A 14410-nucleotide genomic window follows, 5' to 3' on the forward strand; every position below is an offset into this window, starting at 1 on the left:
AGCTAGTCCTCGATCGATCAAATTTTAAGTTTTACTGCTTATCATTATAAGAAATTTTTGGGTCAGCAGTAACTGTAGGAATTGGTAAGTATTGAATGAGTAAGAAAAAAGTGGGTGAGACTTGGATTCTTTAACCAAGCCCACCCGTCATAGCCAAACTGGTGCCTATTTCCCCCACATCCAGCTAAATCTCCCCCGCGATTCAATCACAGATTTAGCTCGATGCTTAATAAAGACAACAGCGGGCAGTGAAGCCAACTAAATGAACAGTGCGGTTACACACGACATTCGCTGGTAAAGGGTTCTTACTATCCACTCTTGGATGAATGCAGTTTCGGTGAATTGGCGCAATGGTACATCCTCCCAATGAAAATTTAACGAGGGGGAGTAGTAGGGGAGGAGTAGATAAATGGGGTTATTAATAATTGGCGATCCAGTTCAAATAAATCCACCCCATAACGGTGATGTTGATCACGATGAGTATGGATTTTGTGATTTCAGTCTCTAATCTGACCGGATGGCGATCACGAAATTAAGCCATAATAGCTAGGGCGTAGTGGCTAGGATGATGAGTTAGAGTCTATTTTCTCAGATCATAAGCCCTGAAAACTGGCTCGTCTTGGTAGATGTGCCCTACGTATAAATATAAAAAGGATATTCACATGAAAAACGCTCTAAGCGCTGTAGCTCTAGGAACATTAGTTGCTCTGGGTTCTTTTGGTGCAAATGCTGCTATCGAAGAAGGACAACTAACAATCTGGGTAGGTGGTGACAAAGCTTATGAAGGCATGGCTGAAGTAGGTAAACGCTTCGAAGAAGACACTGGTGTTAAAGTAACAGTGGCTTTCCCTGACAAACTAGAAGAGAAGTTCTCTCAAGTTGCAGCGGCTGGCGATGGCCCAGACATGATCTTCTACGCACACGACCGTTTTGGCGGCTATGCAGAAGCGGGGCTTCTTGTTGATATCAAACCTTCTAAAGAAATTAAAGAAGGTATCGTAGACTTCGCATGGGACGCTGTTTCATACGAAGGTAAAACAATCGCTTACCCAGTAGCGGTTGAGTCAGTTTCTCTAATTTATAACAAAGCGCTTGTTCCTAACCCACCTAAGTCTTGGGAAGAAATCCCAGCACTTGATGCTGAACTTAAAAAAGATGGCAAAAAAGCGATCATGTGGCCTCTACGTGGCGGCGCTTACTTCACATGGCCTCTACTTGCAGCTGACGGCGGTTACGCATTCAAACAGACTGCAGAAGGTTACGACATTAAAGATGCGGGCGTAGCGACTGAAGGTGTTCAGAAGTCTCTAGGTTTCATCGAGAAGATGGTACAAGACAAAGTTATCTCTGCAGACATGGATTACTCAGTTGCTGAGTCTGAATTTGTTGCAGGTAACGTTGCAATGACAATCAACGGCCCTTGGGGTTGGGAAAACATCAAGAAAGCTGGCATCGATTACGGCGTAGCAACTTTACCTAAGTTCAACGGTAAAGCATCTAAGCCTTTCGTTGGTGTATGGGCTGGTGGTATCAGCACTGCTTCTCCAAACCGCGACCTAGCTGTTGAGTTCATGGAAAACTACCTACTAACTGATGAAGGTATGAAGAGCCTGAATGACGACAAGCCACTAGGCGCTGTTGCTCTTAACTCTTTCCAACGTCAACTAGACAGCGACACTCGTATTGCAGCAACCATGGACAACGCGATGAATGGCGAAATCATGCCTAACATCCCTCAGTTCACAACGTTCTGGTACAGCATGGAAGAAGCGATCGGTAACGTAGTTGACGGTCGTCAAACAGTAGACCAAGCACTAAAAGCTGCTGAAGGTCGTATGACTAAGTAACAACCAAGCACTACCTTTTAAGGAGAGGGTAACCTCTCCTTACTTTTCTATTTTTTATCTATATCGCTAGCAGGTTCCTCTATGCAGTCAGTTCAAGGTACAGATGCTATCCCAGCACCATCAAGCCTTCTAGGCAGTAAAAGCGTCTTCATCAAATGGGGGTTGCTTGGTAGTGTTGGCTTAATTAACGGCTACGCTACAATTCTAATGTATTCACGCGGTGAGCTCGCTTTTGCGCTGCTTACTGTGATTTTAACGGCTTTGGCACTTTACATTTTTGGCAGTAAGAAAACTTACGCCCACCGTTATATTTACCCGGGTATTGCCGGAATGATCTTGTTCATTCTTTTCCCATTGGCTTATACCGTCGGGCTTGCGTTCACTAACTACAGCGCAAAAAACCAACTGTCTTTAGAGCGTACTCAAACCGTTCTTTTAGATCGCTCATTCCAAAGCGGTGAGAGCTACCCATTTACTTTGTACAAGACTGATGACGGTCACCAGATCGTTGTTAAAGATGGCGACCAGCTGTTAGCAACAGACGTATTTTCATTTGAAGATATGAGTGCAACAGAGATGGACCTATCTGCAATTGAGTCTGCACAAGGTGAGAAAGAGAAGATCAAAGCGATCATCCAAAACCGTGCTGCGATTAATGCGGTTGATTTCCACCTGCCTAACGGTGATGACATCCGCATGAGTGGCTTACGTAAGTTTGCTTCTGTTGCTCCGCTTTACACGCTACAAGACGATGAACAAACGTTAATCAACAATGAAACGGGTGAAGTTCTCAAGCCAAATATGGAAGAGGGTTTCTATCAACCTGTTGATGCCAATGGTGAGTTTACTGGTAACACAATCTCCCCGGGCTTTGTGGTTAATATTGGTACACATAACTTTGAACGTGTTTGGAAAGATGATGGTATTAAAGAACCATTCATCAGCATCTTTATTTGGACGGTGATCTTCTCGGTATGTACCGTAGCGTTCACACTTGTTATCGGGCTTGTACTTGCGAATATCGTGCAATGGGAAGAGCTAAAAGGTCGTTCAATCTATCGTGTTCTACTGATTCTGCCTTACGCAGTACCCGCGTTCATCTCGATTCTTATCTTTAAAGGTCTATTCAACCAGAGCTTTGGTGAGATCAACATGGTGCTTGAGAATATCTTCGGCTTAAGCCCGAACTGGTTCTCTGACCCAATTCTTGCGAAAACCATGGTGTTGATGGTTAACACGTGGCTAGGTTTCCCTTACATGATGATTCTATGTATGGGTCTACTAAAAGCGATTCCTGAGGATTTGTACGAAGCGTCAGCGATTGATGGTGCGAACTTCCTTGATAACTTCAAGCGTATTACATTCCCATTGATGATTAAGCCGCTTACACCGCTATTGATTGCAGCGTTTGCCTTTAACTTCAATAACTTTGTAATGATTCAACTATTGACGAACGGTGGCCCGAACATGATTGGCACCTCAGAGCCAGCGGGTTACACAGACTTGCTTGTAAGCTACACCTACCGAATTGCATTCGAAGGCGGCGGCGGTCAAGACTTTGGTCTAGCAAGTGCAATCGCAACGCTTATTTTCCTATTGGTTGGTGGACTTGCGTTACTAAACCTTCGTTTCACTAAACTGTCTCAAGATTAAGGAGCACGACAATGGCTATGGTACAAGGTAAAGGCCTTAAATACCGAGTGTGGGCAACGCATGCAGTGTTGTGGTGCTTCTTGGCAATGATTATCTTCCCACTACTGATGATCATCGCTATCTCGTTCCGTGAAGGTAACTTCGCAACCGGTAGTTTGATTCCCGATAACCCATCACTGGAGCACTGGAAACTGGCTCTTGGTATGTCGGTAACGAATGCTGACGGCTCGGTGACACCACCTCCATTCCCAGTACTAACGTGGTTATGGAACTCAATTAAAGTCGCGGGTGTGACGTCGCTTCTTATTGTGGCATTGTCTACAACATCGGCTTATGCATTTGCTCGTATGCGCTTCAAAGGTAAAGAAACTATCCTGAAAGCGATGATGATTTTCCAAATGTTCCCAGCAGTACTGGCTCTAGTCGCTATTTACGCGCTGTTCGACAAGCTTGGTCAATACATCCCGTTCTTAGGCTTGAACACGCACGGTGGTCTAATCTTCTCGTACTTAGGCGGTATAGCACTGCACGTTTGGACGATTAAAGGTTACTTTGAGACGATTGATAACTCGTTGGAAGAGGCTGCAGCACTGGATGGTGCAACGCCTTGGCAAGCATTCAGATTGGTTCTATTACCACTGTCTGTGCCAATTCTAGCGGTTGTGTTTATTCTTTCGTTCATCGCTACAGTAGGTGAAGTGCCTGTAGCATCTATCCTGCTAACCGATGTGAACTCTTACACGCTAGCGGTAGGTATGCAGCAATACCTATATCCTCAGAACTACCTATGGGGTGACTTTGCGGCAGCGGCTGTACTTTCAGCACTTCCGATTACTATCGTGTTCTTACTTGCTCAACGTTGGTTAGTTGGCGGTTTGACGGCAGGTGGTGTAAAAGGATAAGCTGTACCCTATAAGAAAGACAAAGAGCGACCTTATAGGTCGCTCTGTATTGGCATTTTTATTACATCATTTGGTTTGGCCGCCGATCAGTAATAAAAATAACCCTCAGGTTACGCATAGCTGGCCGCTAATCAGGTTCCTTACGCTATTAATGATTAGTGGTTTTTGTAACTCTAACCCAGGTATTTACTTGGGTTTTTTTATGCCCAGTGTTTAATTTCTTGTCTCAATTATAATAACCTCACTTCCGAACAACACTTCAGTCAAATTAGCATGCGACGTATAGCGTAAATATTGACTGTTCATACTTAAATTACACATTGATATGTGATCTAAGCACACTATTCTCCAAAGTCCAAAGTCCAAAGTCCAAAGTCCAAAGTCCAAAGTCCAAAGTCCAAAGTCCAAAGTCCAAAGTCCAAAGTCCAAAGTCCAAAGTCCAAAGTCCAAAGTCCAAGAGATTTTATGATTAACAACTTGAATGTGAGCAGTTGTGTTTAATTGTTTAGATATGTGGAAAAAAGATGGCAAACAATTACGTGTTTTAATCGTTTCCTATTCATTAATATTATTCTGTTTCGAAACCCAGTGAAAGGGAATGCATTGGTTGCTAAAGGATGTGCAAAAACAATAAATATTATTCTTAGATAGGCAGTTAAATACAATGTTAAGAAAAACAACAATCACAACAACTCTCCTGATGCTAGCTTCAGCAGTACACGCAAACCCATATATTGGAGCATCTGTTGGTCAAGCAAATTTCGAAAGTGCAGACTTTTCTGTTGATTCTCCATTTGGTTCTAGCATCTCTTCATTAGAGTTAGATGATGATTCAAGCTTAGCGGGCAAAATCTACGGTGGGTATCAGTTCAACCGTTATATTGCTTTGGAAGGTTCAATTGGAGGTTATGATGCTTTGGACGGTGATTCAGTTACTGTCGGCGACATGAAATTTGCAGCGCTCCAGCCTAAAGTAATTTTGCCGATTAATGACCGTTTTAATCTTTTCGCGAAAGCAGGAGTAGCATATTTCAATGCTGAATTTAAGGTCAGTAACTCTTTCATTGGTGCTTCTGGTCATTCAACATTTTCTGACACAACAGTGGCTGCCATATATGGCTTAGGCGCTGATTTTTCATTGACAGATAATCTTCGTATTGAAGCAACATGGGACTATATGATACCAGAACTAGAAGTGGCAAAAGGGCTTGGTGCGACTGCCACTGTGGATGCTGAGATTAGTGTTTTCTCTCTTGGAATGAATTACCACTTCTAATACTGAAATTCTAGGGAGCTAGGAATACATGGCTCCCTTTGCTATGTTTTAGCTGAGATAAATAGCAGTGGAATTGTTGTGAATGATGTAAACCTTAGACACTTAGATCAGTTGCTTAAGCATTTTGAGATTCACTTATCCCATTCAATAGGTTTAGGTGAATTAGAGGTTGCGCTATGCACCTCTAAACGTAATGTATCAATTGTTATGAAAAAGCTCTCCGAACAAGGTTGGATAGAATGGCTCCCCGCAGTAGGTAGGAGTAATCCTAGCAAACTTACGATTAAAAAATCGTTGCAACAAGCGATTACCGAATTATTGATTAGCGAACTAAATAAAGGCAGCTTTAAACTAGTATCGCGTCTTGTCGACCTATACGGTTCGACTGCAGTCAGAGCTCTTACTTTAGCGACCGAACACCTTAACCAAACCAATGAATCAAGTAATGCTGTATTGATAGCTTCCTATCCGTGGGTAGACACTATTGATCCAATTAAGACATTTCGCCATGCAGAACTGCATATAGCAAAAAGCGTATATGATGTATTGTTGGTTCAGAGTCCAGATGGTGATCTAATGCCTTCCTTAGCTCATGATTGGGTGATGGAAGATACAAGGATGACTCTTTGGCTACGTCCTGGCGTTTACCGACATGATGGTGAGCTTTTGCAAGTTCAAGATGTAGTTTGGAGTATTAGACGTTTAATTGAGGGTAATGGCCCTATAAAAGAGTTATGGCAATGTGCCAAACGCGTAGATGCAGTCGCACCCAATTGTTTAGTTATTACTCTCAAGTACGCCAACAAGCTTTTTCCTTATATGCTAGCTATGTCTAACGCATCTATTGTTTGTCGAGATCAGCAAAGTTTCGGCGATAAATACAGTTACCATATTGGAACTGGGCCGTTCAAGATTGAACACTGGTGTGAAGACAGTATTCAACTTCGAGCACATAAAGACTATTTCTCTACCCGAGCTTTGTTAGAACGAGTTACTTTGTCGCATGCCGATGCAGATATGCAAAATATGATTAGCTTTAATTGTCCGTCGGACCAAGTTGAGGTTCAGAGTATTAGTGCTTTATTCTATTTAACTTATCGAGAAAGGGCTGACTCGAACATTTCGCGAGATACATGGCGTCAACTAGCCGATTATATCCATCAGCAAAAACAGCTACATGATCCTATTAATGCGGTCGAAAGCTTGGCTTTTGATCCCTGTAAAGTTAGTCCAATGATAGCAAACGCCCCAAGCTTGAGAGGGAAGATTGTCTTGGCTGAGCCCAAATGGACTATTCCATACTTAATTCGCAATTCTCAATGGTTACATAATGTTATCCGTTCAACAGGAGTGGAGTTGGAAGTTGTTATCGTCAGTAACATTAGTAATCCTCATTTAGTGTCTGAACTAGCGGATATTCTCCTTATTGAAGATGTAATAGAGACACCTGTTGATTACGGAACTTACGAATGGTTAAGTGTGTCAACGGGATTACGATTTAGCTTTGACCGTTTTAAAATGGATGAGCATCAAGCTAAGATAAAACGGGCGATAAGTGGCGAATCACCATCTAGTGAGTTGATGGAGATGGAAAGGAATTTACGTTTAAGTTATACCTATTTACCGTTATTTTCTGGTTATGAAGAAATGTCTAGAACTCAACAAGTCAGAGGGGTTCAAGTAAGAAACACAGGTTATAGTGACTTTTATCGACTTTGGGTCGAACAGTGATTTTTGAGTTTAGAATTCTCTACTAGAAGGAGCGCAGCCCAAGTGTTGCAACAACACATAGATGCTTTCTTGATCGAGTGCGACACGGCGAAAGAGATCCGCAAACGTGTTGTCCCCACCAAAACAAGTCTGGATATAGTGGTTAATTTCATTGTTATCGTAACCTTCTACGTACAATGTTCTGACCCATTGGTACTCAACTGCCTTGAGGTTGTTCAGTGTAGATTCGCTAAGAGTGGTGCGTGTGACGCTCAAGAGTAGCTCCGGGAAATTCAAATACATCCATTATGATTGGTGGTATTTAACCAGAGCTAAATGACGACTTTATTACAGTTTGAGCAAATCGCTCAACAACAGCAGGTTCATTTCAACCTTTGGCTGAGTATCACGCTATATAAGCCTTGTTGACATTAGTAGTATTGAGATAAGCAGTATTGGTTAAGACGCAGCTTTGTCTGTGGGAGTTTGTATAGGGGATCTGAGTTAGATAAATAAATGCCAAGCATGTGCTTGGCATCGTAATTAGGTTTTGTAGGTTAGGGCTAGTGATTGACCTTATTTAAGGTACTTCACGTGCGCTTCCATTTCTTCACCTATCTGCTTTCGCATGTTCATTAGGCGAATAGCAGAATCTCTTAATTCAATGTCTTCTGGCGTTTCTGGCACCCATTCTGGCACCTTAGTAGGGTTACCATTCTCATCAACAGCGACCATAATAACGATACAGTGAGTCGTTAGGCGGTTGTTGAGTTCTTTAGGGTCGCTAGCTTGAACGTCGATAGCGATGTGCATGGAAGATGAGCCGGTATAGATGACCTTCGCACTTACCTCAACAAGGTTTCCAACATGGATTGGCGCAACGAATCGAATTCCCCCTGCGTAAGCGGTAATACAATATTTACCACTCCACCCAGCAGAACAAGCATAAGCCGCTAAATCGACCCATTTCATTACTGCGCCACCATGAACTTTACCACCAAAGTTCACATCCCCAGGTTCAGCTAAAAAACGCAGAGTAACGTCTCGTTTACCATCTGGTCGGTTATTGTTACTGCTCATCTATCTTCCTTCATTATTATTGTGCTGTATAACATGCTTGTTACTTGCTAATAACAATATACTTAAGATGACATAAATTAAAGCGGTGTTTCTCACGATTAAGACTATTTTTTCAAACGGGTGACGAACGGATGAATATTGATGTTTAAAGGCGGTTGAGGCGTGTGGCAAACGCGGATGAAGCAATATTGAACAGGTGCCTAGCCATATTGAGTAAGAATCAATAAATGTTGAGTTGGCAGTTAGAAAGGTTGATTGCAAAAAAAAACACCTAGCATAATGCTAGGTGTTTCTAAGCCGTTTGGTACTCATTGCGGTACCTTATTTTGTTTTAGCCAACTAACCGCTGTTTATCTGGTTTAGTTAAATTATTTTAGTCTTTTTACCACTAAAGTGGTAGTTAAAAATATTTGTTATTCAGCTCATTTTTACTCTTGAATAAAGTATAGATCTTTCGCGTAGATATTTCCTTTCGGATTATTGTTAGGGAAGCCTTTGAGAGTATTTCGCACTAATCGGGTGTGATTGTAATGATATAAAGGCATAACTGCTGCAGATTCGTTAAGTAGCGATTCAGCATGCTGGTATAAAGTAAAGCGTTTAGACTGATCTTCCGTTTTACTTGCTTGCTGTAAGAGCTCATCGTAATCGGGATTGCAGTAGCCACTTTCGTTTGCCGTGTGACCACAAGTGAACGCCTCTAACAGTGCAGAAGGCTCTGGGTAGTCACCAAATGCCCATGAGCGTGCAACTTGATAGTCACCAGCGCCTTTTGCCGCAACATACGCTTTCCATTCCATGTTTTCCAATTCTACCTTCACACCCAGCGGCTTCCACATCGATGCAATCGCTATAGCTATCTTTTTGTGATTCTCACTGGTGTTATAAGTCAGTGTGAATTTGAGTGGGTTGCTCTCGTTGTATCCAGCGTCAGCAAGTAGTGTTTTGGCTTTTGTTAAACGCTGCGTGCTGTCTAAAGAATTGAATTCGGATAAAGGCGCTGTGTAGTCAGGAATATTATTCGGCGTCACGCTGTATGCTTCTGGCTCACCTTGACCAGTGACTTTATCTACCAATATCTCACGATTGACGGCCATGCTGAGTGCTTGGCGTACTCTTACGTCATCAAACGGTGCTTGACGTGTATTGAATGAATAGACGTAAGAACCCAATAGAGCTTGCGCTTTGATTTGTTCAGGACTTTCTTGGATTAATTTTTGATAGTACTCAAGCTGAACGCGATTGGTCATATCGATCTCACCAGCTTGGTAACGAATCAGTTCGGCATTTTGAGAGGATAGGCCGAGATAGGTTACCTTATTGATGACTGTCGATGTGTCATCCCAATAATTTGGGTTTCTCTCGACTTCAACGTATTCGTTGGGCACCCATTTACTCAAAGTGTAAGCACCGTTGGTCGCGATATTTTCTGCGCGAGTCCATTGGTCACCTTTCTCTTGAACCAACTTAGCGGGTAGAGGGAAAAAGATCTTGATGCTCATTAAACTCATAAAGTAGGGCGTAGGTTTTGAAAGTGAAATCTCAACCGTGTGCTCATCTAATGCTTTGATGCCAAGCTCAGAGGGATCTTTGTCTCCTGATAGAATCTCGCTAGCGTTCAAGATGTTAGCCGTCGAAAAAACAAAACCTGTGTTGTTACCTGTTTTAGGAGACACAGCGCGCTGCCAACCAAAGACAAAATCGGATGCTGTGACTGCCTCACCATTCGACCACTTGAGGTTATCTTTCAATACAAACGTCACGGTTTTGCCGTCTTTGCTGATAGACCACTCTTTGGCTTGCCCTGGGATGATTTGTCCGTCATTGTCCTCAATCACAAAGCCTTCAAACATATCATTGACGATAATGTCACCGGGCATACCTGAGTTTACGAAGCTTGGGTCTAGTGTGTTGGGCTCTGCGCCATTACCACGCACAAAATGTTGTTCCTCAGCTAATCGTGTATCAGCAGGAACAGTGGCAGCAAAGCTTGAAGCAGATGACAAAGCAAGCAGAGACGAGATGATCACAGGGATCGTTGGTTGAGTCATTGTAATTCCTTTTACAACTTAAACGGTACTCAATGCATTAAACCTGAGTCGGTAACATGTTGCAACCACAATGAACGCGTATTAAAAGCATTTGAAAGGTTTGTGAATAAAACAACAGTGCCTACTTCGGGAGTAGGCACTGTGAGAAAAGTGAGTTTGAATATTTACCCTAATGTAAGCGTTGGGTAATGCGTTTAGCTTTGTTGAGGAATTGGGACCCCAAACCTTGGTTTTCTTTTGATTTGAGCAAGGATGACACCTGAAATCACCATCACACCACCAATGATGTGGAACTGGTTAATTTCTTCGCCAAGCCATGTCGCGGCTAATACAATCGCGATAACGGGCATTAAGTTCATGAACATGGCACTTGAATCCGCCCCAATGGTATCAATCGCTTTCACCCACATCCAAGGTGCCAGAATAGAAGCAGCAAGGGCAGCGTAAGCTATCAATGGGATCGCTTGTTGCGGTGGTAAAAGCTGTTCGCTGGTAAGCCAAAGTGGCGTAAGCATCGCGACAGCAAACAGACCCTGAATGTAAATCACCACCCAGCTACTGATTGGCATTTTCCAGCGTTTCAATAGCACACAGTAAGAAGCATAAACAAAGGCCGCAATTAGCATATAGCCATCGCCTTGAGTCAATTCTTGATGAATGAAGAATAAAGGGTCGCCTTTCCCTAACATCAGAGCTAAGCCTGACAGTGACAACACACCACCCACAATACTCAAACTAGAAATCGACTTGTGCAATAAAGGAACGCTTAGAAACACACTGATCAACGGGACTAAAGACGTGATCAATGCCATGTTGGAAGCGGTTGTGGTTAAGCCTGCGTAGTAACCTAAAGATTGGTTTAACACCATGCCCAAAAAGCCAAGGAATGCCAGCTTAGACAAATTAGGTTTAATGAGTGGCCATTGTTTGATAACAGACCGAATACAGAAAGGTGTAAGGATCAACATTGCAATAAACCAACGGTAAAAACTCATCGCGCTCGGTTCAATGGTGCTTGCAGCCAGTTTGTTGACGATAGCATTTGCACCCCAGATACAGACTGTGAAAAATGGTAAGAGATAATACATGTGAATTCCGTCGCAAATGAGTTGATGCGGCTAGTTTGACAGGTCGTTATACTTATAAGTATCTTTAGAAAGACATCAGGCGCGATAGGAAGACAAGTTTGAAAAAACACTCCAGAAACCTTCACCCATCCTTATCAATCGATAAGGCTCCATCCAACGTATTTATGAATTTCGAAGCTTTCTTATCGAACACCGAAACTCGCGTGCATAGCCACCCTTGGGGGCAAGTGCAGTTGATCAGTGGCGGTATTCTAGAAATGGAAGCTGAAGATACACGCTTCCTAGCGCCGCCACATCTAGCGATTTGGGTACCGGCGGGGGTGACGCATTGCAGTTATAACCGTAAACCCTTGGATTATTGTTCTCTGAATATTGCGCACGAACTAACTCAACATCTGCCTGAAAAAACCAGCCTAATTAAGATCACGCCAATCGTGTCTTCGATTATTGATGACTTTCGTCAGCGTGATATCAACGTTGCTGATAGCGAACAAGACCAAAGGTTAGTGAAAGTATTGTTGGATCAATTGGCAGAGCGTCAAGTTGAGCACCATTTTTTACCTTCAACTGATAACAAATATCTTGCGCCCATTCTGGCTGCGATAGAAGAGAACCCAACTGATGATATTTCATTGAAGGATTGGGCCGATAAAGTGCACGCGACAGAGCGAACCTTATCGCGCCACTGTCAAAGTGAACTGGGGATGAGCTTTACTGAATGGCGACTTCGAGTCCGCTATTTGTACTCTATGGATCTGTTAAGAAATGGGCAATCCGTTAAAGAAGTCGCACTGACTTTAGGCTATAACCAAGCAAGCCCGTTCATTAGTATGTTCAAGAAATATTCCGGCCAAACGCCAGAGCGATATAAGAACCGTTTGTTGTGATTACTCATTTAAGTCAATTTTTTGTGGGCCCCCTTAAAGGCTGATCGACAAAAATAACTGGAATTAACCTTAACTCTCGTGGAGCCTGAACTAAAGGCAGAAATGTGGAAGAAACTCTACTTTGAGATAAAAACCTTTTAATATCGATCCATTGTCTAAATAAAAACTGAGCATTAACTAATTTTGTTCCTTGTGAAATAATCACTTAGAAAGTCAATTATAGCTCTGACTATAGGTGACAAATGTTTTCGTGAAGGGTACAAGACGAAAATATCCATATCTTGTAGCGCCCAGCCTGGCAAGACTGGAACCAATTGGCCATTATCTATAAAAGGTTGAATTAGATAAATCGGTTGAAAAGACACGCCTGAACCATGTATACAAGCTTGCATTAAAGAAGTAGCTTCATTGGTTACTAGTCGACAGTTAACGTCTATAACTTTCTTCAAATTGTCTTTGTATAGTGTCCAGGTGTTAGTTTCGATGTTTTTATGTCCCAAGCATTGATGATGAACCAAGTCTTCGGGTGAATTAATAGGTTGGTTTTTGTTTAAATAATTCGGACTAGCAACTAATATTGACTGGCACTTAGCAATTGGTTTTCCCAACAAATACGATGGTGGGGACTTAGCTATACGAATAGCCAAGTCAATACGGTTATTGATTAAATCTTGAGGTGAATCGAGCAACTCCACATCTATTTTTACTTTTGTATTTAATGACATGAATTCACTGACTGCGGCCATTAATTGGGAGTGACCGAATGACATACTTGTTGCGATACGAACTGTTCCTTGCAGATCCGCTTTGGGCTTAAATTGGTCAATCATCCTCTCTGTATCATCAACCCAGCGTTGGAGATCTTCTAGGCATTCAACTCCCACGTTGGTTAAAGAAACTTTTCTAGTTGTTCGATGAAATAAACGAGCTTCAAACCACTCTTCCATTACGGCTATACTGCGTGTCACCATAGCTCTTGACATAGTCAAACGATCAGCTGTTGCGCTAAAGCTACCCGTGTGGGCTACATCGATAAAAACTTTAGCTGCGACTATTTTGTCCATATTTTTGTACGTTTTATGAATCAATGATGCTCATTATTACGGATATTTCATAGATCGGCAATACGCTATGATGCATACACTGATTTTTGAGGAGTGAGCGAGTATGATTAAAATGATTATTTTAATGTTATTGGTAACAAGTTCTAGTTTATATGCAGACCAAGATCTCGAAGAGATCAATAAATCGATAGTTATTTCTTTTTATAACGATGTTCTATTTGGTAGAAATTCGGAAGAAGTTGATAAATATATCGGTGACGAGTATATACAACATAACCCTAGTATTCCTGATGGTAAAAAGGCGCTAAAAGATTTCATTAATAATGTCCCAAACACAACTCCGGGTGAAATTGTACGCGTTCTAGCTGATGGGAGTTTGGTAGCATTACACGTCAAACGCTTTTCTCCTGGAGGCGATAGGAATAGGGTCATAGTTGATATTTTCAAAGTTGAAAATTCAATGATAGTAGAGCATTGGGATGTTATTCAGGTTATACCCGAACATTCAATAAATAGTAATACTATGTATTAATATGCTCTTTAATTACATGCTATTTTTATGTGGAATTTCTTAAAAAGCATTATGACAAATAAAGAAAATACAACTAAAAGGGTTAAATTATGATTTTTTTTGAATGTACTGATTTGTACAATAATGATTTTCCTAGTGATATTGTTTTATGGGATGCTAAATGTAATGAAAAGAACATAAATTTATATGTATCATTAGGTGGTGCACGCCATAAAGTTAGCTATTTGTAGCGTTCTGTTCTTGGCCATTCATAGCTAGTTTCCAAAAATGTCACATATAAATTGTGTTTTGTAGAATATTAGGGCACTCATCAATAGTGA

The 14410-nt window shown here is 41.8% G+C and carries 12 protein-coding genes; 7 read left to right on the forward strand and 5 right to left on the reverse strand.

The window, feature by feature from the left end:
* The first annotated feature begins 662 nt into the window (after positions 1–662).
* The 5 genes from malE to M4S28_RS20080 all read left to right on the forward strand — a co-directional run bounded on the left by malE (position 663) and on the right by M4S28_RS20080 (position 7409).
* Positions 663–1847 carry a maltose/maltodextrin ABC transporter substrate-binding protein MalE gene (gene malE, locus M4S28_RS20060; RefSeq protein WP_017084832.1) on the forward strand — a complete coding sequence of 395 codons (1185 nt, stop codon included), beginning with the start codon at positions 663–665 and terminating at the stop codon, positions 1845–1847.
* An 81-nt stretch (positions 1848–1928) separates the two neighbouring features.
* Positions 1929–3500: a maltose ABC transporter permease MalF gene (malF, locus tag M4S28_RS20065; RefSeq protein WP_104214893.1), complete on the forward strand. Its 1572-nt coding sequence runs from the start codon at positions 1929–1931 to the stop codon at positions 3498–3500.
* Between the two features lie 11 nt (positions 3501–3511).
* Positions 3512–4402, forward strand: a complete 891-nt coding sequence (malG, locus tag M4S28_RS20070; RefSeq protein WP_017081399.1) for a maltose ABC transporter permease MalG — start codon at positions 3512–3514, stop codon at positions 4400–4402.
* 664 nt (positions 4403–5066) lie between these two features.
* Positions 5067–5678 carry an outer membrane protein gene (locus tag M4S28_RS20075; protein ID WP_102466954.1) on the forward strand — a complete coding sequence of 204 codons (612 nt, stop codon included), beginning with the start codon at positions 5067–5069 and terminating at the stop codon, positions 5676–5678.
* A 78-nt stretch (positions 5679–5756) separates the two neighbouring features.
* Entirely contained in the window at positions 5757–7409 is a 1653-nt protein-coding gene (locus M4S28_RS20080; protein ID WP_249633628.1) for an ABC transporter substrate-binding protein, read from the forward strand.
* Positions 7410–7418: 9 nt separating this feature from the next.
* Here M4S28_RS20080 and M4S28_RS20085 read toward each other — a convergent pair whose 3' ends face one another.
* The 4 genes from M4S28_RS20085 to M4S28_RS20100 form a co-directional block, all read right to left on the reverse strand.
* Entirely contained in the window at positions 7419–7664 is a 246-nt protein-coding gene (locus M4S28_RS20085) for a hypothetical protein (RefSeq protein WP_249633629.1), read from the reverse strand.
* A 300-nt stretch (positions 7665–7964) separates the two neighbouring features.
* A complete protein-coding gene (locus tag M4S28_RS20090; protein WP_054545838.1) occupies positions 7965–8468 on the reverse strand; it encodes an acyl-CoA thioesterase in 504 nt (167 codons plus the stop codon).
* Positions 8469–8896: 428 nt separating this feature from the next.
* Positions 8897–10519, reverse strand: coding sequence for a peptide ABC transporter substrate-binding protein (locus tag M4S28_RS20095; protein WP_249633630.1), 1623 nt, complete (start codon positions 10517–10519; stop codon positions 8897–8899).
* 194 nt (positions 10520–10713) lie between these two features.
* Positions 10714–11607 (reverse strand): DMT family transporter, encoded by an 894-nt coding sequence (locus M4S28_RS20100; protein ID WP_249633631.1) that lies wholly within the window; start codon positions 11605–11607, stop codon positions 10714–10716.
* A 98-nt stretch (positions 11608–11705) separates the two neighbouring features.
* On the opposite strand from M4S28_RS20100, the gene M4S28_RS20105 reads away from it, so the two are divergent.
* The gene (locus M4S28_RS20105) at positions 11706–12494 is read left to right on the forward strand and encodes an AraC family transcriptional regulator (protein ID WP_249633632.1); all 789 of its coding nucleotides are present in this window, start codon (positions 11706–11708) and stop codon (positions 12492–12494) included.
* Positions 12495–12667: 173 nt separating this feature from the next.
* Here the strand turns inward: M4S28_RS20105 and M4S28_RS20110 are convergent, their stop codons facing one another.
* The gene (locus tag M4S28_RS20110) at positions 12668–13558 is read right to left on the reverse strand and encodes a LysR family transcriptional regulator (RefSeq protein ID WP_249633748.1); all 891 of its coding nucleotides are present in this window, start codon (positions 13556–13558) and stop codon (positions 12668–12670) included.
* 103 nt (positions 13559–13661) lie between these two features.
* On the opposite strand from M4S28_RS20110, the gene M4S28_RS20115 reads away from it, so the two are divergent.
* On the forward strand, positions 13662–14090 hold the full coding sequence (locus M4S28_RS20115; RefSeq protein WP_249633633.1) for a nuclear transport factor 2 family protein: 429 nt from the start codon (positions 13662–13664) through the stop codon (positions 14088–14090).
* Positions 14091–14410 lie beyond the last annotated feature (320 nt).

It is taken from the genome of Vibrio sp. J383, from assembly GCF_023503985.1.
GTDB classification, from domain to species: domain Bacteria; phylum Pseudomonadota; class Gammaproteobacteria; order Enterobacterales; family Vibrionaceae; genus Vibrio; species Vibrio splendidus.